Origin of the sequence: Mesorhizobium sp. ANAO-SY3R2 (assembly GCF_042466635.1) — a bacterium.
Lineage (GTDB): Bacteria > Pseudomonadota > Alphaproteobacteria > Rhizobiales > Rhizobiaceae > Aminobacter.
Genome location: NZ_CP159955.1, coordinates 3,619,707 through 3,644,697, shown reverse-complemented (window position 1 = coordinate 3,644,697; position 24,991 = coordinate 3,619,707). Strand labels below are relative to the sequence as shown.

The following is a 24,991-nucleotide window of genomic DNA, read 5'->3' as shown; positions in this document are numbered from 1 at the left end:
GCATTGTCGTGGGAGACGCATATCAACGTGGCGGCGGTACCCGCTTTGGTGACGACTGTTCGCTAACGGTGCGCGAGTGACCCGTCAGTCTTTTGCCTTGTGAATGATGCCGAACCTGAGGCTACACAGTAGTGTCGGCAGTCGTCGGGCGTTGGCACGGATTAGCTTCGAAAATAGCCTGCACCAGGTGATGGATCGCAAGGTTTGCGGTCTTTCGAAGCAGAGATTTGAGCTTGGCGAAAGTAGCCCCAGATCATTGACCGATAGTCTGCGATCGCGATGTGCTGTCGCGGCCTAGGGTTTATTTTGCAGGCACAAATGCCTTTAAATATCAATTAACCTTTAGTTGTGTACGGTATAGTTCATTCGGCACCGTACACATTCTGACGACATTGCCGGTTCGGACTGACAGATAGTCTGAACCATTGCGGCGCGCCGCAAGACACAGTCAGGCTGGTTCGGTTTGCACACGGGTTGTGAAGAGGCGCAGGCGCTTCGCGCACGGCCAATGGTGAATGGGGCGGTCGTGGCTGGGGGGCGGCGACCTGAAGGGGAGGGCGCGATATTGCGTCAGGAGCCTACGGTGTTCGAAGGGGGCGGACACTAGGGTGCCAAGCGCCCACAAGGACGCACAAGGGACGTTCCAAATAGTCGAAACTGCGCATCGTGCTTTTGCGAAACTCGATTCCGATTTTCGCTTCGCGGACCTGTGGTTCGGGTCGATGCGCTGCCGGAGTGGTCTGCTTCAGCGGTCGACTTTGACAGCTAGGCAGCAAGGCCAAGCAGATGCGGGTGGAAATCAGCACGCTCAGCGCGATTTCGCTGGAGAGCCCGCACACGACGGCCGCCTAAGTATTTGAAGTTTATCGAAATATCTAGCGATGACGCCGTTCAGTGAGCTTCTTCATTGAAACGGGAACTACGAAATACTTCTTCAATTCAAGCATTATTGTTTGCCGACGTTCTTGGCGTGTCCACGTCATGACCGGTGGACGCAGCTAAGGGGGAATATCGTGAAGGCAGATTCGATACGCGGCCAGGTCTCTTTGAATGACCGTCTCGACTTTATTGGCATCGATCACAAGGCGCGCGCGACGCTGAGCGAGCTGCAGCCGCTCCTCAGTCAATCGCTTGGACCAGCCCTGGCGGCCTTCTACGACAAGGTGAAAGCCACCCCTGAGACGCGCAAATTCTTCGGCGACGACAAGCACATTGCAAGCGCAAAGGGCCGCCAGGAGCAGCATTGGGGCATCATTGCCGCCGCCGACTACAACGACGACTATGTGAGCGCGGTACTGAAGATCGGGCAAACCCACGCGCGAATTGGCCTGGAGCCGCGATGGTATATCGGCGGCTACGCGCTGGTCATGGAGCAGTTGATCCACGTCATCGTGAAGGAGCAGTGGCCGCGCCTCATGCGGATGGCCAAGCGGCGCCCCGAAGGGATGGCGGAGGCGTTGTCGTGCCTGGTCAAGGCGGCCATGCTGGACATGGATCTCGCCATCTCGGTTTACCTGGACACCCTCGAGGTGCAGCGCCGACAAGCCGAGGAAGCCGGGCAGGAGGCTATCAAGCAGGAGCGGGCGCTTGTTGCCAATTCGATTGGCGTCGGCTTGGCCAAACTGGCGGCCAAGGACTTGACCTATCGGATGGAAGAGGAGTTGCCCGAGGCCTACCGCAAGCTGCAGAGCGATTTCAACGCGGCCATCGAGCAGCTTGAAGGGGCGATGCAGAGCGTTGCCGGCGGCACGAATGCAATCCAGTCGGGAACGCAGGAAATGGCGGTGGCGGCGGACGATCTGTCGCGCCGCACCGAACAGCAGGCCGCAAGCCTCGAAGAGACGGCTGCGGCACTCGACCAGATCACGGCGACAGTCAAGAAATCGGCCGAGGGGGCGACCCACGCACGCCAAGTCGTCGTTGCCGCCGATGAGGATGCCAAGCAGAGCGCGCTTATCGTGCGCCAGGCGGTCGAGGCGATGGACGCGATCATGAATTCGGCGCGGCAGATCGGCCAGATCATCGGGGTCATCGACGAAATCGCCTTCCAGACCAATCTTCTCGCCCTGAACGCGGGCGTCGAGGCAGCGCGGGCCGGCGATGCAGGCCGGGGATTTGCGGTCGTCGCCTCCGAAGTGCGCGCGCTGGCACAGCGCTCAGCCGATGCGGCCAAGGAGATCAAGAGCCTGATTTCGGCTTCGACGACGCGCGTGGAAGGTGGCGTCGAACTCGTGGTCGAAACCGGCAAGTCGCTTGAAAGGATCCTGGTCCAGGTGGCCGACATCAACAATGTCGTCGCCGCGATCGCCTCGGGGGCACAGGAACAGGCCACGGGTCTGGACCAGGTCAATACCGCGATCAACCTGATGGATCAGGCGACCCAGCAAAATGCGGCGATGGTCGAGGAAACGACGGCCGCCGCTCATTCGCTGTCGCATGAGACCGTGCAGTTGGCGGAACTGATCGGCCAATTCGAGGTTCGTCGAGTGAATGGAAACGATACCCTGCGCCGCGAACTGAAGAAAGTTGCGCCGCACGCGTTTCGGCCGGGTGGCAAAGCCGCGACCGCAAGCATCGCCTGACTTCGATAGTCGAGGATGGTATGTGACCGCCATCCTCGACAATCGTACGGCTACGGTAGCCCGATGCTGACGCTAGAGCGCCGTGCGTCCGAATGGGCGCACAATGGACGCTCCAAGTTCTTGAATCTGCGCATCGTGCTTTCCGGAAATCGATTCCGATATTCGCTTCGCGGACCTTCGGTTCGGGCCGATGCGCTAGCCGGCAGCCGCGTAAGACACGGCGCCTGATCCCTTGGGGACAGGCGGCATGTGCGAGAGGACATAGGGAAGATGCGCAATGTTGCAGGCTTTGGCGAAGTGCCATCCCTGCAGGTAATCGCATCCGAGATCGCAAAGCAGCTCGATCTGCTCGGGCGTCTCTACCCCTTCGGCGGTCACCACCTTGCCCATGCCGTGAGCGATGTCGATCACGCCTCGGACGATGGCAAGGTCTTGCGCGCTGGTCGTCAGGTTCGACACGAAGCTCCGATCAATCTTGATGCGATCGATGGGCATGCGCCGCAGATGCGTAAGCGAGGCGAAGCCTGTGCCGAAATCGTCCAGGGCGATCTCGACTCCGGCATCATGCAGCCGGCGAATGCGACCTTCTAGTTGTTGATAGTCACGGCCGAGGAACACACCCTCGGTAACCTCAATGCAGAAATGGTCAGGCGTCAGGTCCGTTTCCCGGCACAGATCGAAGAATCTGTTGACGAATGCATCGGATCGGAAGTCTGCGTTCGTCACGTTGATTGCGATGCGTCCTACCTGCAACGCCATCTCCCTGATCGTCTTCATGTCGCCGAAGGCGCGTTGAAGAACGAACATGCCAATGGCGGCCTGGAGGCCCGGATCATTCATGTCCGTCAGGAAGGCGCCCGGGGCGATATGCCCTTGTTCGGGATGGTCCCATCGCAAGAGCCCCTCCAGCGACGGCGACTGGCGCTGATTTGTTGGTACGATCGGCTGATAGAGAAGTCGAAACTGGCCATGATCCAGGCCAACTTCCACGGCATGAATCAATTCGCTCTTGCGCAGCGCGAGCTCCCGCAGACGGGGGATGAAGAACTTCACGCGATCGCGCCCCAACCCCTTTGCATGGTAAAGTGCCAGATCAGCGGCCTTGAACAATTCATCGAGCGTAACTGCCTGCCGGGGGAACGAGGCCACCCCGATGCTTGCTGAGCACCTGCGGGTGAAAGAGCCGAGTTCCACCGGCTGCCTGAGGCTGGACAGCATCTGACTGGTAAGATCGAGCACCTGGGCGTCCGTCATATCGGTCATGACGATGCCGAACTCATCGCCGCCCAGGCGTGCGACGAATATGCTGGCCGTCACCAGCGTGCAGAGCCGCTCGCTGATAACCTTCAGAAGGCGATCCCCGACATCGTGCCCGAACGAGTCGTTGATTTCCTTGAACGCGTCGATATCGAGAAGGGCGAGATGCACGCTGCTGGGATCGGTGTCGTGCTGCCCCAGGACGTCTTCCAGGTGCTCCTGGAAGCGTCGGCGGTTGGCGATGCCGGTAAGCGCGTCGACATTGACGATGTCGCGAAGCTTCTCTTCGGCCTCGTGGCGTGCGCTGATGTCGAATCGGATGGCGGTGTAGCTGTCGACCTTCCCGGAATCGTTGATGTGGGGAACGATCGTGGTGTCCACCCAATAGTGCGAGCCGTCCTTTCTGCGATTGCAGATCTCTCCGTGCCACACCTTTCCAGCCGCGATTCGGCGATACATCTGCCGGAAGAACAGCGTGTCGTGGGCCCCAGAGTGCAGCATCCGGTGATTGGCGCCGAGAAGCTCACCGCGAGAGTATCCTGATATCTCGCAGAACTTGTTGTTGACGAAAGTGATGGTTCCGCGAACGTCAGTCATGGCAACGATTGCCGCGCTGTCCAGTGCATATCGAATGAACTCCATTTCTGATGGGAATGGAGGTAGAATAACGCTATTCATCTGCGCCTCTTGCCCAGCATTGTTCTTCTTCTTTGTTGACGCACGAAGGCATCCAGAAGCCCTCTCCTGTCGAGGGGCAAAAGGGCCGGTTGGCGGGCGCCCAAACCTGGCTGATCAACTGCGCGCGGTCCTAACAGCGAGGAGTTAACCGTTTCGCACCTCCGGTCACGACCGACCGCCGGTTGGGCACGGTGGGGCAGTTTGGCCGGTGTTGCATTTACGGATGCCATGGGCGTGCCACCTCTCAGTGGGACCTGCTTGGGACCGGCTGATGGAACGAGCATTTCCGATGGCCGGATGGCCGCGCGAAGACCGTGTTATCAAGGGAGTAAGCTGGCGCACCCGACAGGATTCGAACCTGTGACCTCTGCCTTCGGAGGGCAGCACTCTATCCAGCTGAGCTACGGGTGCTCGTCGGCGACTGCTCGCCGACCACGCCCGGCGCACCGGACGACGCAGCCGTCATAGCCGAAGCAGGGCCGCGCATCAACGGGGGAAATGGAGATGTGCTGACCTGCGAAGGCAGAGGTCACAGGTTCGAAGCCTGTCGGGAGTGCCGAGGCTGTGGCGCTGCGCCTTAAGTGCGCCGGTGTCAGCCTCGAGCTTGATCGCGCCGGGCCTCACGACGTTTCTTTGCAGCCTCGATCTTGCCGGGCTCGGTGTATATTCGCTCAAGGAGTTCGTAAGTGAAGTCGAGCAAGTCGAGCGCGTCGTGTTCAGTCAGCGAAGCGTCATGCACGCCGTCATTGCCGTCCTGCTGAACCGCGTCCGCTAGCTGCCGCAAATCGGCGGGTAGCCGGCCATTGTCGAACAACCATTCAAGGCGTAGCCCGAGTGAACGACGCACACGTATCGCTGGCTCTCCATCGGACGGAAGAAGGGACTTAGTAGCAAGATCTATTGCCGATCGGAACATTGCGCCAGCGGCATTCCAGCACCTTACTGAAACACAGGTAGTCGCCTCCAGAAAAGCGGCGGCAATTTCCTCTGGAATGAATTCGGGAGCTGGCTTAGGATCAGAATCTTTTAGAGTCACATAGCCCTGCAGCGTCATAAAGTCATTTACGTATCCAGTATATTTTACAAGACTATTTGTCTCATTTAGTTTTGAGCTCATTTCATACTTGCTATTGTCGCAATAGAATATTGTGCTTCGGTGGCAGTGCCTGCAAATTGAAAATAGTTCAAAGCGCTCGACCCAGCCTGAACTAACAATTCCCCTTGAGTTTTGTGCGCTCACATCGAATGTTGAGTTAATAGTTTCGCATCTTGGGCATTTGGCTCTAATTAACGACACATTTGTCTCCTGTTTCTTCCGTGTGATTGCACGTTTGAGCCTTCTGGCTGCATGGACGGCAGAATTGCCGCGGAATGACGAGGCGCTGGAATGGCTCAACCAGAGTTGATATCTTTCTGCAATAAGGGGGGCTCGTGATGAGAATATTTCTTGTAACTGTTACAATTGCCTTTTTTCCACCGCTGCTGAAGCCGCTTGTATTGGAAACTTAAGTCTTCAAACCTGCTGTGACGACAGCGGAAACACCTACACCGTTCAGTGGTTTGGCGATATGACCTACATGAGCGGATCGAATGCGCGAACCGGTGCATGCTGGTCACAGGGCAGCTACTGTATCGGCGACAGCACTGTCCACTCTGTGCGGGCTAGAAATCCATGTTGCCGATACGTTGCTGATGCATGTTCCAGGAATTACCGTCATGCCGTCGGAATCGCGACCGGGGGAGGAGGCGCCCGGCGAGATGTGGTCGCTTTATGTCGGCGAACGCGGGAAGCGCGTGACCGACCCTGAGCTCAGGCACGCTCAGAACCCCGTCCGGCTCTGGAAGTGCTGACGTCCGCCGCCCCTATGTCGCGGACGCTACGACGACGTCTATGAGCAACGACGCGGTCCCGTAGGTCTGCGTCATCGACGCATTCAGGTCTCGAGCCGGCTACAAGCGCTGCTGGTTGACTCAGAGGCGCTCGCTGGCGAGCTCCAGCATCGCCGATGAGGAAAAGTGCGTCCTGCGAGCGGACAGCGCTGGTGAGCGCCCTTGCGCTCGCTGCGCAACTTCAACTCGATCGGCGGCATTCGCAAGCAAGAGACGCCTGTCGCCACGCATCCGGCTGGTTGACTCTCAGCCGCTCACCAGCTCGCACCGCGCGATCCAACGTTGCCTCACAGCGTCCGACATGCCAAACGCGCCAGGCAGTCTCCCTAGTCGATTTGGGCGACAGTGCTTGACCGGGCATCGAAATGGCGAAGAAGCAGGCACGCGACAACGCGTATTACGAGGAGCGGCTAAGACGGGACCATCCGTCGATCTATGCTGATCTCAAAGCCGGAAGGCACCGCACGGTGACAGACGCCGCTATAGCCGCCGGGCTGAAGAAAGTGAGAACGCGCCTACTCGAACTGAAGAACGCCTGGGCAAAGGCAGATGCTGCCGAGCGAGCCGATTTTTTGAAGTGGTTGATGGCGTCGGGCGCCCTGTCGACGAGTCCGCCCACCTCGACAACCAGCACCGGCACCACTGGCATTGCAATCGATCAGCGATTGACGCCAGAAGCTAGCCGACGGATCGAGCTGATCATGTCGAAACGACGCTTGGCGATGGGAGATCTTATGATTGAGCTAGGATATCCTTCGCTCAACCCATCGGTTGGAATGGCATTGGCTCGAGGAACGCGTCTTCAGTTCGACGTAATCCTCGCCCTACAAAAGTGGCTTGCCGCAAACACCTCTGTGTGAAGTGTTCGCGATGTTGTCCTTCAATCCGCTTGTCGAGCAGCAACGAGCTCTTTCAGGTTCGCTATGCTCATTTGGTAGATGCTCTTGAGCGCTTTCAGATGCTCCGCATCCTGGTCGGCGTGGCACTCACGTCCTCGGGCGTGCAGTTCGATCTGATGGCTGCGAACCAGCAGGGTAACGACGTCGCTCATGGAGATCTCCGGCAACGGCCCAAGTGCTTCTAGGATACGCCCCTCCAGCATTGGGTCGACGGGGAACCTGCAGTTTTCGGAAATCACGCGGATCCGACCGGCGATCGACGCCAGAACACTGACGGATGTTTGTAGCTCATCCTCCGCCCGGGCAGGCAAAGGCGCCGCGAGCAGCAGGCTCAGGAAAAGACCGTATGCAGTTCTGAGTTTTCCGCAGTGGCGAGCTGCAGGAATGAGTTTTGATGGGGAAGACATCGTCGCGTTGCACCTTTGTCGTCGACAGACCCGGCGAAATGCCGGGCCTTCGCGACGCTCTTTGGACAGGTGCAGGTGAGGTGCAATGGCGGAGATGCCACAGAGGCGACCCATTCAGGCCGCAGGGCGCTCCTTCAAAGTGGCATGCACCCATCGCCCGCCGACAGGCGGCAGATGGCCATCCTCCGCTGCGAGCAACCTGCTCAGCAGACGAGCCACGTTGCCATAGGTGCGCTCTTCCCGGAACCAGGTCAGGTATTCGTGCCCGCAGAGCTTCTTCATGTCAGGGTCGTAGCGAGGCGGAAACGGCTCGAGGTCGTTAGCCAGGATCCGGCACAGATCCCGAAGCGTCAGAGGCGCGCCGCCGTGCACGCCCGTGCCGTGACTGTCCTTGTTGTCCATGTAGTATTCGAAGCGGTTGCGGAAGAACCGGCGGATATCGATGATTTCAAAATTCATGGTTGCCTCGGAAAGAATAGGGAGAGGTCAGCGCGCTGGGCGCGCTGCCCATCGAGATGAAGAAATGGAGGTGCGTAGCGACCACCCGGAGGTAGGACTTGGGGAAGAAGTGTAACGCCCCGCCAAATAGTTATTATATCTAATTAAGATATAAGACATATTTGGTCGACCGTTACACTGCTGACGTCCCGGGCGGTCAAATCGCTGCGGGCGATGACTTCAAAGGCGCTGCCTTCTTCCTCGCACGGCACCTAGCGGTCCGGCGCCGCTGCCCCGCCTTCCGCTTCTCGTCACGCTCGTCCTTTAGGCGCGACACACTACCGTGGCGCTTAATCATCTCAGCCGATGCGATCTTCGCCATATGCAGGCACTTCGCACCGAACGGACACGAAGTGCAGGGCGAGGAGTCTGCGTCATGGGCAGCCGTCAGCCCAAAGCAGGCGGACACAAACGCGATCTCGGGCAGCGCCTCCCTCGGCGCCTCGACCAGCAGTTCGCTATCCCGTTCGGCACGAAGTTCGGTCGTGACCCGCCACCTCTGGTCCTTCGGCACCAGCTTGATGGCCTTGAGAAGCGGGAGGTGGCGCTTTTCGATGCACGGACCGGCTAGCCTCGATGCCCACGGCTTGGTGGAGACCGCAATATGATCAGCGAGGTAGGTGCGGAACGCGTCCTGAACCGGCAGGTTGCGGTAATTCTCGACCCGATACTGCGGAAGACCTGCAAACTTATCTACAAACAGGGGCAGCCGATCATCCAGAAACCTTTCGATCTCAATCGGCCAGGCGATATCGGATTCGACGGAGCCGAAGAGCTGCATCGGCCTGGGCGCGTTCTTCCAGCCCCCCTTGCGGGCGAATTCAAAGCCAAACTCGATGAGCAGATCGTAGGGAAGACCGAGTTCATCTGCACGCTGACGAGCATGCCAAAGTTCAGTCAGGGAGCGGTTGGGCTTGTGGAAGATCTTTTGTCCCAGCCCCTGCCGAAGCTCGGCCTCGTCGCGATCCCGGTTAAACCGAATGTAGGCCTTGAACCCCTTGGTATACAACTCCGCGAACTGCTTCGTTGCAGCAAGCGGCGTCATGAAGCGATATGCAAACCACTTCTTTTCCGCAATCTCGCGTTCGCGTTCTAGAACGTCCGGCATGACCAAACACATGGTGTCCAGGGTATCGTCGAGCCACTGGGCTGACGAACTCATGAAAAATGACATGGGTGCTCCATGCGGGCGACAAAGTCGTCCGCTCGATGATGATGTTGAAGATGTGCAAGCGCTTGCTGACCGAGATATAGCAATCCGCGGTTCGGAGTGCATGTAACGCAAGGGAAAGTTTCAGACCAGTTGCACGCCGCTGACTCGAGGATTCACGCTGGCGCGGTCTGTGGCGTAAAATGTATGGAAAGTGTTCTTCGAAGTTCGCTCGTGCCCGTGCGCTTCCTTGTCTATTTCCGGCACAGGAGGTTTGAGCCTCGGGCTGTCGCCAGCACGGAAGGCACTCCCATCGCTCAGCTTGCACTTCCCTAGGACTTCGCTCTCCTGGTCGCCACGCTCCGTGGTTCAACGTGAGAGTGGCACGGGAGGCTCCAAGGCACCGGGCGGCAGCGAATAGAAGGGCGGCGCGCTGCGGGCAATCGTCGGCAGTAAGCTTGTCTATTGCCCGGCATGGCGCAGCCTGGCGCGACTCAACCCTATCCAGTCTAAGGAATGAACATGCGCTGCTCTACGGTAGATGGATCTACCGAGTATATTTGGTGGCGAGCGAATATGTTTTCGACGTTGGGGATCAAGAGTTTGAGAGCGAACTCAGGTCAGGAAAATGCCGCACCGTAGACAATGGCGCCTGGTGTTCAATTCTACGGGGTAGTGCTTAGCCTAAGCGCAAACGGAGATACAACCAACGCGGGCTTCCAAACCTTGACACTTTGGGCAAAACGTCGAAATCGCGCAGTTTTGTCAAGAAAACGCAAGCTAGCGTAAACGTTTGTCAGGTTTTGGCGTTCATTGCCAACGAAAATGCAATGGCGAGCACAACCACAGATTGGTATCTGTCAAGGATTTCGCCTGCAAACCTGACAAAACTTGCGCTCTTACCGGGAAAAGGTAAAGGTCGCACAGGGCTGCGCAATCCGTCGAAATCGTAGATTGATCTATCCAGGGCGCCAGTTGGGCTGTCAGCGCTCAAGTGTGTATGGCTTGAGCATCCGGAGGCTCTTTGTGACCCGAGATACTGCTGACCTCGATCATGTTCAACCCAGACGTTCGACTAGATCCTCAGCCCGGAGGTGGCTGTAGCGCTGTAGCATCCTCAACTCCTTGTGACCGGAGACGGTCGCCACTTCGATGACGTTCCATCCCCGCTCCAGCAGGCGGGTGACAGCTTCGTGTCGCAAATCATGAAAATTTAGATCAGCGGATCTCGCTCGGTCCCGTAGATGCAACCAGGCTTGTCCGACGGCGCTTTTGGTCGTCGCGATCACCTGATCACCGGCGCTGTCCACCTTGAGCTCCCTCAGCACCGCGATTGCGCGACTGGACAACGGCACGTTACGAGCATCACCGTTCTTCGTCAGCGGCAGATGCGCGATGCGCTTTTCGAGGTCGACATTCGACCAGGTGAGGCTCAGGAGCTCGCCCTGTCGCATTGCGGTCTCAATGGCGAGAATGATCAGCGGACGCATCCAAGGCGTTCGACCGCTGTCAGCAGCATCGAGCAGCTTCTGCTCTTCACCCAAAGCTAGACGACGGTCTCGTCCACGAGGTGGCTTTGGACGACGAATAAGACGACAGGGATTCTGCGGTAGGTGCACGCCCCACTCCTTGCGCGCGATGTCGATCGCGTGACCCAGTGAGTTGAGCTCCCGGATGACTGTCGAGGATGAGACGACAGCCAACCGCTCATCCCTATATTCAGCGACGTGCTGCGGCGTGAGCATCGCTAGCGTCCGGTGAGCGATCGACCGCTTCATCATTGCCTTGATACGATACGTCTCGCTCGACGCCGAGCGTTTCTCTGGCGTGATCTCGCGTAGGTAGCGCTCGAACATCAACTGGATGGTCATCTGCTCGGCTGGGCGCGTGTCTGGGAGATTGCCGCAGCGATCGAGCTCGGCTTCGAGGTTGCGCGCCCACTTTTCGGCGTCGGCCTTCTGATCGAAGGACTTGGCACGCGGGGCAATTCCTTTACGTCTGACCTGAGCTTGCCATCTGCCCCGCAATCGGCGGATCGTCGCCATGAAGCACCTCCTTGTTCTGTGCCTCATGACTCGTAGGACGCCCCCGGAGAGGGGCCAAGGAGCTTTCCCCGTCCAGTGTGATCAGATTGTGCCGCGGCACTCAGGGGCGCTATGTGGGGCTGCTGCGGGCGCTGGTGGACACCATAAGGATCAAGGACTTCCGGGCGTCTTTAGATCTGGAAGAGCGCTGCATTGTTACGGCAGCAATGAGCAAACGCTCCAGGGGGCAAGTCACGTGACCCGCAGTGAGCTGGGCGGCCAGCGTATTTTCCGCTGCGTCCGGCTCATCCGCTGGTATTTGATCCTTTGGAGCTCCTCCCTCGACCGCACGCTTAGCCGGTCGCGAGGCCGAGCGTCTAGTAAAGGCTCATGGGGTATAAGTGTAACCGCCCGAAGAGCCATTATCGAAAAGAGTCTCGATGATCTCCTCGTCGGTTAGGGCTCGGCTGATACTTTCTATGACAAGATTCTGAAAGCGTTCGTCCCGGCAGAGTGCCTTCGCCACGCGCATGATAGCATCGCGGTCTTCCTCGGTTAGCTCATGCATTCGATTTCCTCAGTCCAGCCTGTTGTAGGGGGTAGGGTAAGGGCCATAAATGCGATGGAACCAAGGATGTCGACTAGCAATCCTGTCAATCAGATGGTGCACGCACAACTTGTTGATAGTCTAAACAACGATGTCATAGGCAATAGGCTACCAGCCGATAAGGGTTAGCGATGCCAGTCAAACTTTATAGGGCTGCCCCTTATCTCCACACGCAGGAGAATGAGGCTTTCGAGAAACTCTGCCTTCTCGGGGATAGGCACCTCCGTGACAAAGGCGACGTGCGCATCCTCGGCAACGTCCGGTGCGGCGGTTACGAGATCGACGCGGTCGTAATGAGCGAGAGAGCGATCACGATCATCGACTTCAAAGATTACGGTGGGACAATCACGGCCTGTGAAAATGGCACTTGGGTCACGGACGGCGGTGTGACGGTAAAGGGTGGATCCTACCGCAATCCCTTCGAGCAGGTTCGCGTCTACAAGCGCGGCATGATGAATTGGCTAGAAAGCACTGTGGGTTGGAGTGATGCAAACGATGTGACGCACATTAGCGGTCTCGCCCTTTTCACGAGGCCTGTCACAATCGGGCTTTCCGACGTTCCGCCTACCGTTTCCAAGTGGTTCCGGGTGGCGGATTTCAAGGGTGGCCTTCGGTGGTTGCGAGATGTCTCGTCTCCCAAACTGGATCTCCAACACGACTATCTCGACCGGATCGTCGACCATCTCAAAGTGGAGCCATTCACGCCCGCGCAGATCGAGGATGAGACGTCCAACGCGCAGGCTAAACGCGCCGAGGTGTGGGAGATACTGCGTGACCTCGACGATCAGCGGATGGCTGACTGGGAATTGCAAAACAGAGACTGGTTGAAAGAACAAGCTGATCAGTTGAACGAAGCTGACCGAATCCGCTTCGAGAAAGAGGCTGAATTCCGGTGTCTTCTTGATCTAGATTTGCGCTAGCAAGCATTGGAGGCGATAGAAGCTTGATGCTGGAACAATGCTCGACGATGGTGGGCCCGATGTTCGCTCGTGATATCTGCGAGGGCTTCTTGCACCTAGCTTCAGTGGTCATGACGAGGGAGAGTTAATGCTGGCCAAACAGATGGTAGCTAAACCGTGGCTGGCACAAGCATTCCAGCGGGATCGGAACTCTCCCACCAAACTCATCGCTGAACTCGCTGGCGTCAGAAGCCGAGGCTTTGTAACAGCTGACGAGCTGACACAGATCGCTCGCATTAAGGTGGCCGGAAGTGGCGGTGTGAACCGAATCGAAGCCCTGATAAGAGGTAATACCGAGGAAGCAATTTACGTGGCTTCGGCGTCGGCGTTTCAACAAGACAATCCCGCCCTCGCGGTAGAAAATCTCCTGACGTTGAGAGGTATTCGCGTCCCGCTTGCTTCAGCCGTTTTGGCCTGGTGCCTTCCGTCCAAATGGGCGGTCATAGACGTTCATACGTGGAGCACCCTGAGGGAATTTGATGGGTGGCCGGAGGTGCCAACAGTTTTCACCAGAGATCATTTCGAACGATACATGCAAAGAGTCGACGAACTATCGACTGCGACGGGATGGGAGCCGCAGAAAGTAGACCGGTGGCTATTTGCATTTAGCAAATGCGGTTTTCGAATTTCGGATTTTGACTGAGCACGCCAGAGTGGCGGGATCGTGCCGTGTAAGCGCGGCGCAGAGGTTGTGGAATCGCGAGGTTATCGCGGACACCCTACCAGACAAAGGTCCCCGGTTTTGGGCGTCATTTGCGTTACGGACGCTTCGGAGGGCAGCGCTCTATCCAGCTGAGCTACGGGTGCCTGTCCGCGGGCAGGCCGCGAACCACGCCCGGCGCACCGGACGACGCGCGTTCATAGCTGATGCGGCGGCAAGCTTCAACGGGGGAAATGGAGTTGCGCTGACCTGCGAAGGCAGAGGTCACAGGTTTCGGGTGACGGCCTCGTCGCTGACGGCGAGTGGCGTAGCAACACGCACACGGCAGCGAGGCGGATAGCGGCATCGACCATCAAGTTTGCTCGCATCACCAGAAAGTCGCGATGCGCTCCCCCTCACGATGGCGCAGTGCCTTATCGTTTTGAATTGCGAGGCTAGGACGCCGTGAGCGGGGAGTGTCTTCTGCAAAACATCGGCGATGTTCGCGTCTTTGCTCATCGGAACGCGCTCGACGTTACGCCGTTTGAACCGATGAGGTTGTTTCTGCGATCCTGGCTTTGACGAAGACGTCGTAGCGAGTGCTCTTTCCCAGGATCTGATGGGACGGTTTGGGCAGGACTGACATCGGCTCCGCACGCAGGGGCCACTTCAATACCACGCGGTTGCGCGCAGTCTCCAAGGCGACCTGCATCAGTTGGGCTGCATCGGGATCGGTGCCGACGATCTCGCGGATCAGCCGCATCTCCTTCTTCACCAGGGCCGTGTTGTTACGTGGCGGGTGCATTGGATCGACCAACACCACTTGCGGCTTCAATTGAGGCAGAAGCGCGCTTGAGTCGCCATGGATCAGCGTCATCAGCGCAACCGTTTCGGCATATTTGCCTCCCTCCGCCCGGGCGCGCTCGAGCCCTTCGGCAAGGAGGTCATGCATCGTCGCCGAGCGCTCGATGAGGGTGACGCGTGCGCCAAGCGATGCAAGGAAAAACGCATCGCGGCCGAGGCCGGCAGTGGCGTCCACGATTTCCGGCACAATGCCGCGCGAAAACCCCACGGCTTTCGCCAGAGCCTGGCCGCGTCCCTCGCCAGAGCGAAAACGGTGACCGACCGCGCCACCGACGAAATCGACGACCAGGGAAGATGTGTCGAGGTCTTGCGCCATCGCCGCTCTCAGAAGGGTACGGGGGCGGTGAAGGTGACGTCCGAGCCACCAGGATGACGAAAGCTCAGTTCTTCGGCGTGGAGAAGCAGGCGGTCTGCGCCCTTCAAGGCCGCGCCGTCAGCATAGAATTCGTCGCCGAGGATCACGTGGCCCAACGCCTTCATGTGCACGCGCAACTGGTGTGTGCGTCCGGTCAGCGGAAAAAGGCGCAGGCGCGTGGTGTTCTCGCCATATCCGAGAACGCGCCAGCGCGTCTGCGCGGGCTTGCCGTGCTCGTGGTCGACGCGATGCCGGGGCTTGTTGTCGGGGTCGATGGCCAGAGGCAGGTCGACCAGTCCTTCCTCATCCTGGACCCTACCCCAGACCTCGGCCACATAGGATTTTCTGGCGGTGCGCGCCTCGAACTGCCTCGCCACCGCCGCATGAGCCTTGCGGTTGAGCGACATCAGCACAAGGCCGGACGTGTCCTTGTCCAGTCGATGAATGATCAGGGCTCGGGGGAATTTTCGCTGGACGCGCGTCGCCAGGCTGTCAGTGAGCGCAGGGTGGTGTCCGGGCACGGAAAGAAGGCCGCTCGGCTTGTCGAGCACGAGAAGATCCTCGTCCCGATGTAGGATCGAGACGTAGGGTTCCAGCGGCGGACTATAGACCGGAAAGGCATCTGACAACGAATTCATGGCGGCCATCTATCATGAATTCAGCCACGCGGAAAACAGCGGTGGCCTGCTGCCGATCGATCATTGCACGGGGTGAGAAAAGCCACGTGTGAAGAGCCGCGCAAGATGCGCAGGGCTGTATCATGGTCGGAGTGCTGGTTGCGGTATGTCGAGTTGCGACCAACGCCTGCAGGTGTCGCGTTCGTGCCGAGTTGATCGCGTCGATGGAGCGGCACAATGTGTGCCGGTGCCGCTCTATGATCCGCACAAGTCGAAGGTTCTCGCCAGGAGCTCATAGTTGCGCAGGCGCGATTCCGCGTCGTGGAGCACGTCCTGAACCATGATTTCGTCGGTGCCGGTGATCTCGGCCATCCGCTGCAGTGCCGATTTCACCCGTTCGGGCGAACCCACGACATAGGCGGGCCAGGTGGCGTCTTCCGTCGGCAGAAGACCGCCCATCATCGCAATGGCTTCGTCGGGCGTCGGCATCTTGTCGAGCATCAGATTGTCCTTGCGCCGCAGCTTGAACAGCGTGCGCATGGGCATGGCAAGCCGCTCGGCTTCCTCCTGGGTTTCGCCGATGATGAGGCGGACCGCAAGAAAGGCGGTCGGCTTGTCGACGCCGGCGGCAAAACGCGAGGGCTGGAAATTCTCGTGATAGGCCTTCCAGGCTCCGGGCGCGTTTTCCGGAACGTGGAAGGCGCTACAGGCCAAGGGCAGCCCGAGCCGAGCGGCGCGCAGCGCGCTCCCTTGCGTTGCGGCAAGCACCCAGGGCAACGGCCCCGCCGGTTCGTCCGGCATGATCGCGATGCCATGGAATGGCGAATCTGCCGGCAGGTCGTTGCCCAGCCAGCCCAGAAATTCTTCCGTCTGGGGGTCGTGGTCGTCTGGCGTTGGGATGTCGCGAAGCCGCTTCAGTGCCGTGTCTGCCTTCGGGCCCGCCGTGGCGCGGCCGATTCCGACATCGATGCGGCCGGGAAACAGTGCGCCGAGCGTTCTCATGGCCTCGGCCGACTTGTAGGGGCTGTAGTGGTTTAGCAGCAGGCCGCCGACCCCGATCCGGATCGTTGAGGTGGCGCCAGCCAGTGCTGTCGCCAGAACTTCCGGCGCGGGGTTGGCCTCGTAGGCAACGTCGTGATGCTCCACCAGCCAGTAGCGATGATAGCCGAGCCTCTCGGCTGCCTGCGCCAGCACGATGGATGCGCGCATGGAATCGCCAGAGGTCTGGCCGACGGTGATCTGGACCGGATCGAGGATCGAAAGTTTCATCGCACTGTCCGCTGAGGGGGCGTGCCTGGCACGCCCCCTGATGTATTGCTTGCGTGAGGTGATCTACTTGATCGTGAAGGCGGAAGGGGCGACCAGGTCTGCCTTGATGTCGATGACGTTGTCCTTGGGCATCATGCCGGATTCGACCATGAAGGTCTGGTCGGCGCCGAGATTGGCGATGTCGGCATCGGTCATTGCGGGCGCGAAATCGTAGAGCGGCATCTGCCTGGCGGCCTCTTCGACGGAGATCTTCTGTTCCTTGGCTGCGATCTCCAGCGCTTCCTGCGGATGCTCGGCGATGAAGCCGAGTGCCTTGCGATGCGCAGCGAAATACGCTTCGACGAGGTCGGGATGTTCTTCCAGGAACTTCGCGCGGGCAGCGATAACATTAGTCGGCTTGATAAAGCCTTCACCGCCGGTGAGAACCTTGCCGCCGGCCTGCTCGACCATCACCGCATTGTTTCCAGCAAGCGTGGCGACGTCGACCTGGCCTGCGAGAAGCGCTGCACGCGCGGTCGGCAAGTCCATGTTGATGTATTCGACGTCGTCGAGCGTCAGCCCCTGCGAGGCGAGGGCCGCCAACAGAAGCTGGTTCAGCACCGTTCCCTTCGGTCCGGCGATCTTCTTGCCCTTGAGATCGGCAATGGCTGCGGGACCATCGGCTCGCGTCATCAGGAAATAGGCCTTGGGCGAGCGCGCATAGGCTGAGATCACCTTGAGGTCGACGCCGTTCGCCCTGGCGAGAATGGCCGAGGTGCCGCCAAGAACGCTGGCGATGTCGATCTCGCCGGCGGCGATCGCCTGGGTCTGCTGCGCACCCGAGGTGATCTCGGGGCTTTCCACCTTGATGCCATGAGCCGCGAAGGCTTCGTCCAGATAGCCCTTCTCGCGCATGACGATCGAGGGAACGTTGAACGGCGCCGACACATAGGTGATGCGCACGGTGTCGGGCTTGTCGGCCGCGAGTGCTGGGGCGGCGACCAGTGAAAGGGCGAGGGCGAGGGTGGCGAGGGTTCTCATAGTGTTTCCTTGGTCAAGGTTGAGAGGGATGAAGTCGGCGAAGCCTGGGGGCCAAGCAGGCGGGCCAGGATGTCCCGGCGATGCCGTGCAACTGCTGGGTCGGTGGGATCGCGCGGATAGGCGCTTTCGATCGGCTCCTGCCCGACAAGCCGCCCTTGGTCGAGCTCGAGAACGTGCTGGCCGAGCAGCACCGCCTCCTCGACATCATGGGTGACGAAGACGATAGTCGGCCGCCGCTTTTGCCAGATGTCGATCAGCTCGTTCTGCATGGCGCGTCGAGTGAAGGCGTCGAGCGCCGCGAAGGGTTCGTCCAGCAAAAGCAGGTCCGGTTCCATGACAAGCGCACGGGCTATCGCCACGCGCTGTGCCATGCCCCCTGAAAGCTGCGACGGCATCGCGGCGTGGAAGTTTTCCAGGCCAACGAGTTCGAGTACCTCGAGACAGCGCGTCTCTACGACGCCCTGCTCGAACCGGCCCTTGAGCCCGAAGCCGACATTGTCGGAAACAGAAAGCCACGGCATCAGGCGCGCGTCCTGAAACACCACGCCGATCCGGGGCGACGCGTTGGCACCGTAGTCGAGCGTGCCTTCGCTCGGTGTCGTCAGGCCGGCAAGAATGCGCAAGAGCGTGGTCTTGCCGCAGCCGCTGCGGCCTACGACGGTGGTGAAGCTGCCCTGTGGCAAGGTCACGCTGATGTCCTCGAGCGCCACGACTTCGCGCTCGGCCACCCGATAGCGGCGGCCGATGTTGCTGAGTTCAAGCACGGGCCATCTCCAGGTCGGATGCGAGCCAGGGTGCTGCCCGCGCGATGCCCCATTTCAGCAACTGGTCGGCGACAAGGCCGATCACACCGATCACAAGGATGCCGGCAAGCACGATGTCGGTGCGCGCCAGGTTTTCGGCGTCCACGATCAGATAGCCGAGGCCGGCAGACGAGGCGATCAGCTCTGCACCGACGAGTGCGCGCCAGCTGTAGCCGAGCCCGATCCTGAGACCCACGACGATCGAGGGCAGCGACGACGGCAAGACGATGCGCCACATGATTTCTCCGTGGCTCAGTCCGCATACCTTGCCGACTTCGATCAGCTTGTGGTCGACCTGTGCAATCCCGCCGCGCATGCCGAGAAAGATCGGAAAGAAGCAGGCAAGCACGATGATGCCGACCTTCTGCAGTTCGCCGATCCCGAGCCACAGCATCAGGAGCGGCATGAGTGCGAGCGGCGGAATTTGCCGCATGAATTCAAGCAGCGGGTCGAGAAGGTTCCGGAGCGCAGCACTTCTGGAGAAGGTGACCGCGAGCAGGATCGCGGCCATCACCGCAAGCGCGTAGCCGAGGCCGACACGCTGCAGGCTGATCAGCGCATGGCGCGCCAGCGCGCCTGATTGCGCCAGGTCGATCAGCGTATTGAAGACCTTGCTGGGAGAAGGAAGAAGAAATGCGTTGACCCAGCCGAACGTGCTCGCTGCCCACCAAAGGCCGAGCACTGCCGCGAAAACGGCAATCGTCAGGATTGGGCGGGGAAGCTGCATTGATCTTCTGGTTTGGTTCGCGGATGTAGGCCGGGATAAACCATAAACATGATAATTCAAGTCATATTATCGGCCTGTGCGAAAATCAGCGCCGCGGTCCCCCGCGCATCGCTCAGCGTCAAGGGTGGTTTCGAACGGAGGGCTTCGCGACCAATGTGTCCACGGGCCCCGACGGTGAAATGGAGTAGCGCTGTCGTGCAAAGGCCGAGGCGCGGCTTGCCGCCCGGCCAATATGGCGGCTGCATCTGGAACGGGCACCGGCGCGCCCTATAACTCAGCTTCGTTTTCGGCAGTTCCGCTCATTCGCCGTTCTCTCACAGAGATCGCGTTGGAGGGTTTGATGAACCTGCTCCACGAAATTTTCCGACAATCTCCCGAAATCGCACTCTTTCTTTCGCTGGCTGGCGGCTATGCCATCGGCAAGATCCAGTTCGGCAAATTCCAGCTCGGCGGCGTGGCCGGATCGCTGCTGGTTGCGGTTCTGATCAGCCAGGTTGGCGTGTCGATCGACAATGGCGTGAAATCGGTCCTCTTCGCCCTGTTCATCTATGCCGTCGGCTTTGAAAGCGGGCCGCAGTTTTTCCGCTCGCTGGGGCGCCACTCGCTTCGCGAGATCGCCATGGCCGTGGTCCTCGCCGTCAGCGGCCTGCTTACCGTCGTGGTGCTGGCGCGCATGTTCGGCCTCGACAAGGGGCTGGCCGCCGGCATCGCTGCCGGCGGGCTTACCCAATCGGCCATAATCGGAACCGCGAGCGCCGCCCTGGGCAAGCTCGGCCTTGCCGCCGACGAGGTGCAGCGGCTGCAGGGCAACGTCGCGGTCGGCTATGCCGTCACCTACATCTTCGGTTCGTTTGGCGCGATTATTGTCTGCGTCAACCTGCTGCCGAAATTCATGGGCCGCAGCATCAGGGACGACGCGATCAAGGCCGAGGCGGAAATGCTTGCCGGCGTGCAGGTCTATGGTCCCGGCCAGCACCCGGCGGCACCGGATCTGGTCGGGCGAATCTATCGTGTCGGCGCCGCTGCCGGACGCACGGTCGCAGAGATCGAACAGACGGCATCCGAAGGCAGCGCCTTCACCATCGAGCGGGTCAAGCGGGCCGGCAAGCTGATTGGCGTGCAGCCGCAACTGAAACTCAGGGACGGCGACACCGTCCTGCTGGTCGGCAGGCGTGCCGGGGTCGTCGCCGCAGCGGGGAGCATCGGCACGGAGATGCAATCCTCCGCTGGCATGGATGTGGTGGTCGTGACCCGTGACGTGACCATCAACAGTCCGGAATTCACCGGCAAGATGGTGGCTGAGATCAAGGCAAGCGCGGGTGCCGACCTGCGCCACGGCATCTATGTCGTCGGCATCAAGCGCGCCGACAAGCCGTTGCCGCTTGCGCTCGACACCGTGATCGAGGCGGGCGACGTCGTAACCCTCTACGGCACGGATCAGGATCTGCAGCGTGCCGCCAAATCGATCGGCACCGTGATCGTGCCTAGCGACAAAACCGATTTCGTATTTCACGGGCTCGGCCTGGTTCTCGGCCTGCTGATCGGCCTGATCGTGGTGCGCATCGGCTCGATCCCGCTGACGCTGGGAAGCGGTGGCGGCGCGCTGCTCTCCGGCCTGCTGTTCGGCTGGTACCGCAGCCGCAACCTGGCCATCGGCAACATGCCGACTGCTGCCTCGACCCTGCTGCGCGACCTTGGCCTTGCCGGCTTCGTCGCCGTCGTCGGGCTGCAGTCGGGTCTGCAGGCTGTGCAGACGATTGCCACCAGCGGCCTGTCTATCTTCCTCATCGGCGTGGTCGTCACCATCCTGCCGCTGCTCATCACCATGCTGTTTGGCCGCTATGTCCTCAAATATGACAATTCGGCCATTTTCGCCGGCGCGCTTGCCGGTTCGCGCAGCGCCAACCCGGCCTTTGGCGAAGTTCTCGACAAGGCCGGCAACTCCATCCCGACCACGCCCTTTGCCATCACCTATGCGCTTGCCAACGTGTTCCTGACGCTGCTCGGCCCTTTGGTCGTTGCGTTCGCTTGAGGAGAAGGTCATGACCCGCATTGACTACAGTCAATACGCCAAGCTGAGCCCGTTCGAACTCAAGGATGCGCTGATCAAGGTCGCATCGAGCAGGGAAAACCGGCTGATCCTTAACGCCGGGCGCGGCAATCCGAATTTCCTCGCAACCCTGCCGCGCCGGGCATTCTTCCGGCTGGGGCTGTTTGCAGTGGCGGAAGCCGAGTTGTCCTTTTCCTACATGCAAAGCGGCATCGGCGGTCTGCCGAAAATCGAGGGCATCGAGGGGCGCTTCGAGCGCTTCGTCGCCGAGCAGCGCGAACATCCGGGCGTCGAGTTTCTCGGCCGCGCGTTGAGCTATGTCCGCGACCAGCTTGGCCTGTCCGCGTCCGATTTCCTGCATGAATCAGTCGAGGCCATTCTGGGCTGCAACTACCCGGTCCCGCCACGCATGCTGCAGATCAGCGAGGAGATCGTTAAGCACTACATCGTCAAGGAGATGGGCGGCGGCTTCATGACCACCAGCAACATCGATCTCTTTGCGGTGGAAGGCGGTACAGCCGCGATGACCTATATTTTCGATACGCTGAAGCAGAACAAGCTGATCGCGGCTGGCGATACTGTCGCCATCGGCATGCCGGCGTTCACGCCCTATATCGAGATCCCCGAGCTCAACAACTATCGCCTCAAGCAGGTGCATGTCGAAGCCGACCCGGCAGCCGGCTGGCAATATCCGGACAAGGAACTGGACAAGCTGCTCGACAAGGAGGTCAAGATCTTCTTCTGCATCAACCCGAGCAATCCGCCCTCGGTGAAGATGGACAACCGCAGCCTCGACAGGATCACCAAAATCGTCGTGGACAAACGGCCCGATTTGATGATCCTTACCGACGACGTTTATGGCACTTTCGCCGACCGTTTCCGGTCGCTTTTCGCCACCTGCCCTGCCAATACGCTGCTCGTGTACTCGTTCTCCAAATATTTCGGGGCGACCGGCTGGCGCCTCGGCGTGGTTGCCACGCAAAGGGACAACAACATCTTCGATCGGAAGCTCGAAGGCCTGCCCAAGGCAGACAAGAAGGAGATGGATGAGCGATATCAGTCCCTCGTTCCCGATGTTTCCAAGCTGAAGTTCCTCGACCGGCTGGTGGCCGACAGCCGCACGGTCGCGCTCAACCACACCGCTGGGCTGTCGACGCCGCAGCAGGTGCAGATGGTCCTGTTTTCGCTGTTTGCGCTGATGGACGAACACGACGGCTACAAGGCCGAATTGAAGAAACTTGTGCGTCGCCGCGAGGCCGCACTCTATCGCGAACTGGGCCTGCCGCCGCAGTCGGGCGAAAACGAAGTCGACTACTACACCTTGCTCGACATGGAAGACATCGCCCGCCGGCTCTACGGCATTGATTTCGCCGCCTGGGTGAAGAAGAACATCGCGCCGACGGAACTGTTGTTCCGGATCGCCAACGACACAGGGATCGTGCTTCTACCGGGGAGCGGATTTGGCACTCTGCAGCCGGCGGGCCGCGCGTCGCTGGCGAACCTCAACGAATATGAATACGCCAATATCGGCCGCTCGCTGCGCGCGATGGCCGACCAGGTGTTCGCTCACTACAAGGAGCTTCAGGCCAAGTCCCGGTCTTGACCAGGGAGTGAGCGCCTCGCCCTATTCCGCCGCCCCTTGTGTTTCGGCCAGCAGCGCGCGCTCGGCTGCGGTGCGTTCGGCGTAGCGCCGCGCCATCCAGGCGCAGACCATCAGCTGCATCTGGTGATAGAGCATCAGCGGCAAAACGATGGCGCCGATCTCCTGGCCGGCGAAGATGACATTGGCCATCGGCACGCCGGAGGCCAGGCTCTTGTGCGAGCCGCAAAAGGCGACGGTGATCTCGTCCTGCCTGGAGAAGCCGAAGAAGCGGCTGGCGAAGATGGTGATGGCGAGCACGCTTGAGAGCAGGAAGGCTGCAATGAGCAGCAGGACCAGCAGCGATTGCGCCGGCAGTTGCTGCCAGAGCCCTGCGACCATCGCCTTGGAGAAGGCGAGATAGATCACCATCAGGATCGAGCCGCGGTCGACCGTGGTCATAAGCCACTTGTGCCGGCCGAGCCAGCCGGCCAGCCATGGCTGGACGATCTGGCCGGCAATGAAGGGCGCCAGCAGCTGCAGCATGATGCCTTCGATCGCCGAAAGCGACACCCCGCCGCTGCCGGCATTGGTGAACAGCAGCCCAACCAGCAGCGGCGTCAGGAACATGCCGATGATGTTGGAGGCCGAGGCCGAGCAGACGGCCGCCGGGACATTGCCGCCGGCGAGTGCGGTGAAGGCGATCGACGACTGCACCGTCGAGGGCAGCACGCACAGGAACAAAACGCCGGCATAGAGTGCCGCCGGCAGCACGCTGGGCACCAGGAAGCCGAGCAACAGGCCGATGATCGGGAACAGCACGAAGGTCGACGAAAAGACCACAAGATGCAGGCGCCAATGGGTCATGCCGGCAAGCACCGTCGCGCGGGACAAACGTGCGCCGTGCAGGAAAAACAGCAGTGCGATCGCAAGGTTGGTCGCGGTGCCGAAATAACCGGCGAAGCTGCCTTGGGCCGGCAGCAGCGAGGCCAGCACGACGCAGGCGATCATCAGCAGGATGAAAGTGTCAGGACGAAATCGGGAGAACAAGCGCTTGATCCCTTGGCATGGAGCTAAATTGGTATACAGTATGCCAAATGCCTTTGGTATTGTGAATGGTGCATACAGGAATGATGCTCATTTCGTTTCGTGAACACCCGGAGGGGGCATGTTCGATCCGATACTCCTCAAGACGTTCGTAGCGGTCGCCACCGCACGCAGCTTCACAGGCGCCGCCGTCCATCTGCGCATCGGCCAGTCGACGGTGAGCCAGCACGTCCGGCGGCTCGAGGTCAGCACCGGCAGGCGGCTGCTGGTCCGCGACACCCACTCGGTGATGCTGACGCCCGATGGCGAGGCGATGCTGGGATTTGCCCGCTCCATCCTCGACGCCAACGATCGGGCGCGCAGCTACCTGCAGGGGGCGAGGCTGAGCGGGCGCATCAGGTTCGGCGCGTCGGAGGACTTCGTCACCACGCGGCTGGCCGATGTTCTGCACAAATTCACCGAGCGGCATCCTTCCGTCGAGCTTGAACTGACCGTTGCGCTGAGCAGCACCTTGTTCGACCTGCTCGACGAGGGCGCGCTCGATCTCGTCATCGCCAAGCGGCGCGTCGGCCTGAACCAGCAGCGGGAAGCGCGCACCGGCGTTGCCGTTCGCACCGAGCGGCTGGTCTGGGCGGCGCGGGAACCTTCGGTCGTCGAGCAGGGCAAGCCGCTTCCGCTCATTTTGTTCTCGCGGCCCGGCATCACCCGCGTGGCAGCGATCGAGGCGCTCGACCGCAAGGGCATTCCCTGGCGCATCGTCTGCACCAGCGGCAGCCTGAGTGGACTGCAGGCGGCAGCCAGGGCCGGACTCGGCGTCATGGTCCAGCCGCGCAGCATGGTCTCGTCGGGGCTTGTCGTGTTGCCGACCGGCCCGCAGTTGCCGCAGCTCGAGGAGGTCGAGTTCATCCTCACCAGCGCCGCAAGCGAGCCGACGGGGGTTGCAGCCGCCCTTGCCAAGGAAATCCTTGACCGCAATGCGCGCCAGGAGTTCGAGCTGCCGTTCCGGGAAGCCGTCTAAGCATTTCTGCGCGACGCCACAGAATAGCCTATTCGACCGCAAAAATAATCA

General features: G+C 60.2%; 21 protein-coding genes and 1 tRNA gene. 7 read left to right on the top strand and 15 right to left on the bottom strand.

Annotated features, from left to right (window positions below; translation table 11 throughout):
• Positions 1-1,013: 1,013 nt before the first annotated feature.
• Complete coding sequence (locus tag ABSY17_RS22450) at positions 1,014-2,582, top strand: methyl-accepting chemotaxis protein (RefSeq protein ID WP_378945743.1); 1,569 nt, start codon at positions 1,014-1,016, stop codon at positions 2,580-2,582.
• A 195-nt stretch (positions 2,583-2,777) separates the two neighbouring features.
• Here the strand turns inward: ABSY17_RS22450 and ABSY17_RS22445 are convergent, their stop codons facing one another.
• The 3 genes from ABSY17_RS22445 to ABSY17_RS22435 form a co-directional block, all read right to left on the bottom strand.
• Positions 2,778-4,517 carry a putative bifunctional diguanylate cyclase/phosphodiesterase gene (locus ABSY17_RS22445; RefSeq protein ID WP_378945741.1) on the bottom strand — a complete coding sequence of 580 codons (1,740 nt, stop codon included), beginning with the start codon at positions 4,515-4,517 and terminating at the stop codon, positions 2,778-2,780.
• 334 nt (positions 4,518-4,851) lie between these two features.
• Positions 4,852-4,928 (bottom strand) — tRNA-Arg (locus tag ABSY17_RS22440).
• Positions 4,929-5,109: 181 nt separating this feature from the next.
• Positions 5,110-5,634 (bottom strand): DUF4145 domain-containing protein, encoded by a 525-nt coding sequence (locus tag ABSY17_RS22435; RefSeq protein WP_378945738.1) that lies wholly within the window; start codon positions 5,632-5,634, stop codon positions 5,110-5,112.
• Between the two features lie 1,138 nt (positions 5,635-6,772).
• On the opposite strand from ABSY17_RS22435, the gene ABSY17_RS22430 reads away from it, so the two are divergent.
• Positions 6,773-7,267 carry a hypothetical protein gene (locus ABSY17_RS22430; protein WP_378945735.1) on the top strand — a complete coding sequence of 165 codons (495 nt, stop codon included), beginning with the start codon at positions 6,773-6,775 and terminating at the stop codon, positions 7,265-7,267.
• A gap of 20 nt (positions 7,268-7,287) precedes the next feature.
• Here ABSY17_RS22430 and ABSY17_RS22425 read toward each other — a convergent pair whose 3' ends face one another.
• The 5 genes from ABSY17_RS22425 to ABSY17_RS22405 form a co-directional block, all read right to left on the bottom strand.
• Complete coding sequence (locus ABSY17_RS22425; RefSeq protein WP_378945733.1) at positions 7,288-7,713, bottom strand: hypothetical protein; 426 nt, start codon at positions 7,711-7,713, stop codon at positions 7,288-7,290.
• Positions 7,714-7,827: 114 nt separating this feature from the next.
• Positions 7,828-8,172, bottom strand: a complete 345-nt coding sequence (locus tag ABSY17_RS22420; RefSeq protein ID WP_378945730.1) for a hypothetical protein — start codon at positions 8,170-8,172, stop codon at positions 7,828-7,830.
• 196 nt (positions 8,173-8,368) lie between these two features.
• Positions 8,369-9,385: a hypothetical protein gene (locus ABSY17_RS22415; protein ID WP_378945728.1), complete on the bottom strand. Its 1,017-nt coding sequence runs from the start codon at positions 9,383-9,385 to the stop codon at positions 8,369-8,371.
• A 1,034-nt stretch (positions 9,386-10,419) separates the two neighbouring features.
• Positions 10,420-11,406 (bottom strand): tyrosine-type recombinase/integrase, encoded by a 987-nt coding sequence (locus tag ABSY17_RS22410; RefSeq protein WP_378945725.1) that lies wholly within the window; start codon positions 11,404-11,406, stop codon positions 10,420-10,422.
• 367 nt (positions 11,407-11,773) lie between these two features.
• Positions 11,774-11,953 carry a hypothetical protein gene (locus tag ABSY17_RS22405; protein ID WP_378945722.1) on the bottom strand — a complete coding sequence of 60 codons (180 nt, stop codon included), beginning with the start codon at positions 11,951-11,953 and terminating at the stop codon, positions 11,774-11,776.
• 170 nt (positions 11,954-12,123) lie between these two features.
• On the opposite strand from ABSY17_RS22405, the gene ABSY17_RS22400 reads away from it, so the two are divergent.
• Positions 12,124-12,912, top strand: a complete 789-nt coding sequence (locus tag ABSY17_RS22400; RefSeq protein ID WP_378945720.1) for a nuclease-related domain-containing protein — start codon at positions 12,124-12,126, stop codon at positions 12,910-12,912.
• 127 nt (positions 12,913-13,039) lie between these two features.
• Positions 13,040-13,594 (top strand): hypothetical protein, encoded by a 555-nt coding sequence (locus ABSY17_RS22395; RefSeq protein WP_378945717.1) that lies wholly within the window; start codon positions 13,040-13,042, stop codon positions 13,592-13,594.
• Between the two features lie 532 nt (positions 13,595-14,126).
• Here the strand turns inward: ABSY17_RS22395 and ABSY17_RS22390 are convergent.
• From ABSY17_RS22390 to ABSY17_RS22365, 6 genes are all read right to left on the bottom strand, one after another.
• On the bottom strand, positions 14,127-14,771 hold the full coding sequence (locus ABSY17_RS22390) for a class I SAM-dependent methyltransferase (RefSeq protein ID WP_378945715.1): 645 nt from the start codon (positions 14,769-14,771) through the stop codon (positions 14,127-14,129).
• An 8-nt stretch (positions 14,772-14,779) separates the two neighbouring features.
• The gene (locus ABSY17_RS22385; RefSeq protein ID WP_378945712.1) at positions 14,780-15,448 is read right to left on the bottom strand and encodes a pseudouridine synthase; all 669 of its coding nucleotides are present in this window, start codon (positions 15,446-15,448) and stop codon (positions 14,780-14,782) included.
• A 234-nt stretch (positions 15,449-15,682) separates the two neighbouring features.
• A complete protein-coding gene (locus ABSY17_RS22380; RefSeq protein WP_378945710.1) occupies positions 15,683-16,696 on the bottom strand; it encodes an MsnO8 family LLM class oxidoreductase in 1,014 nt (337 codons plus the stop codon).
• Positions 16,697-16,759: 63 nt separating this feature from the next.
• Positions 16,760-17,716, bottom strand: coding sequence for an ABC transporter substrate-binding protein (locus ABSY17_RS22375; RefSeq protein ID WP_378945708.1), 957 nt, complete (start codon positions 17,714-17,716; stop codon positions 16,760-16,762).
• A complete protein-coding gene (locus ABSY17_RS22370) occupies positions 17,713-18,480 on the bottom strand; it encodes an ABC transporter ATP-binding protein (RefSeq protein WP_378945705.1) in 768 nt (255 codons plus the stop codon). The genes ABSY17_RS22375 and ABSY17_RS22370 overlap by 4 nt, the downstream gene beginning before the upstream one ends.
• On the bottom strand, positions 18,473-19,246 hold the full coding sequence (locus tag ABSY17_RS22365; RefSeq protein WP_378945702.1) for an ABC transporter permease: 774 nt from the start codon (positions 19,244-19,246) through the stop codon (positions 18,473-18,475). Before ABSY17_RS22365 ends, ABSY17_RS22370 begins: the two co-directional genes overlap by 8 nt.
• A 340-nt stretch (positions 19,247-19,586) precedes the next feature.
• On the opposite strand from ABSY17_RS22365, the gene aspT reads away from it, so the two are divergent.
• A complete protein-coding gene (aspT, locus tag ABSY17_RS22360) occupies positions 19,587-21,278 on the top strand; it encodes an aspartate-alanine antiporter (protein WP_378945700.1) in 1,692 nt (563 codons plus the stop codon).
• A 10-nt stretch (positions 21,279-21,288) separates the two neighbouring features.
• Positions 21,289-22,899, top strand: coding sequence for a bifunctional aspartate transaminase/aspartate 4-decarboxylase (locus ABSY17_RS22355; RefSeq protein ID WP_378945697.1), 1,611 nt, complete (start codon positions 21,289-21,291; stop codon positions 22,897-22,899).
• Positions 22,900-22,920: 21 nt separating this feature from the next.
• On the opposite strand, the gene ABSY17_RS22350 is transcribed toward ABSY17_RS22355, so the two are convergent.
• Complete coding sequence (locus ABSY17_RS22350; RefSeq protein WP_378945694.1) at positions 22,921-23,925, bottom strand: bile acid:sodium symporter family protein; 1,005 nt, start codon at positions 23,923-23,925, stop codon at positions 22,921-22,923.
• A 118-nt stretch (positions 23,926-24,043) separates the two neighbouring features.
• On the opposite strand from ABSY17_RS22350, the gene ABSY17_RS22345 reads away from it, so the two are divergent.
• On the top strand, positions 24,044-24,940 hold the full coding sequence (locus ABSY17_RS22345; RefSeq protein WP_378945691.1) for a LysR substrate-binding domain-containing protein: 897 nt from the start codon (positions 24,044-24,046) through the stop codon (positions 24,938-24,940).
• Positions 24,941-24,991: the final 51 nt, after the last annotated feature.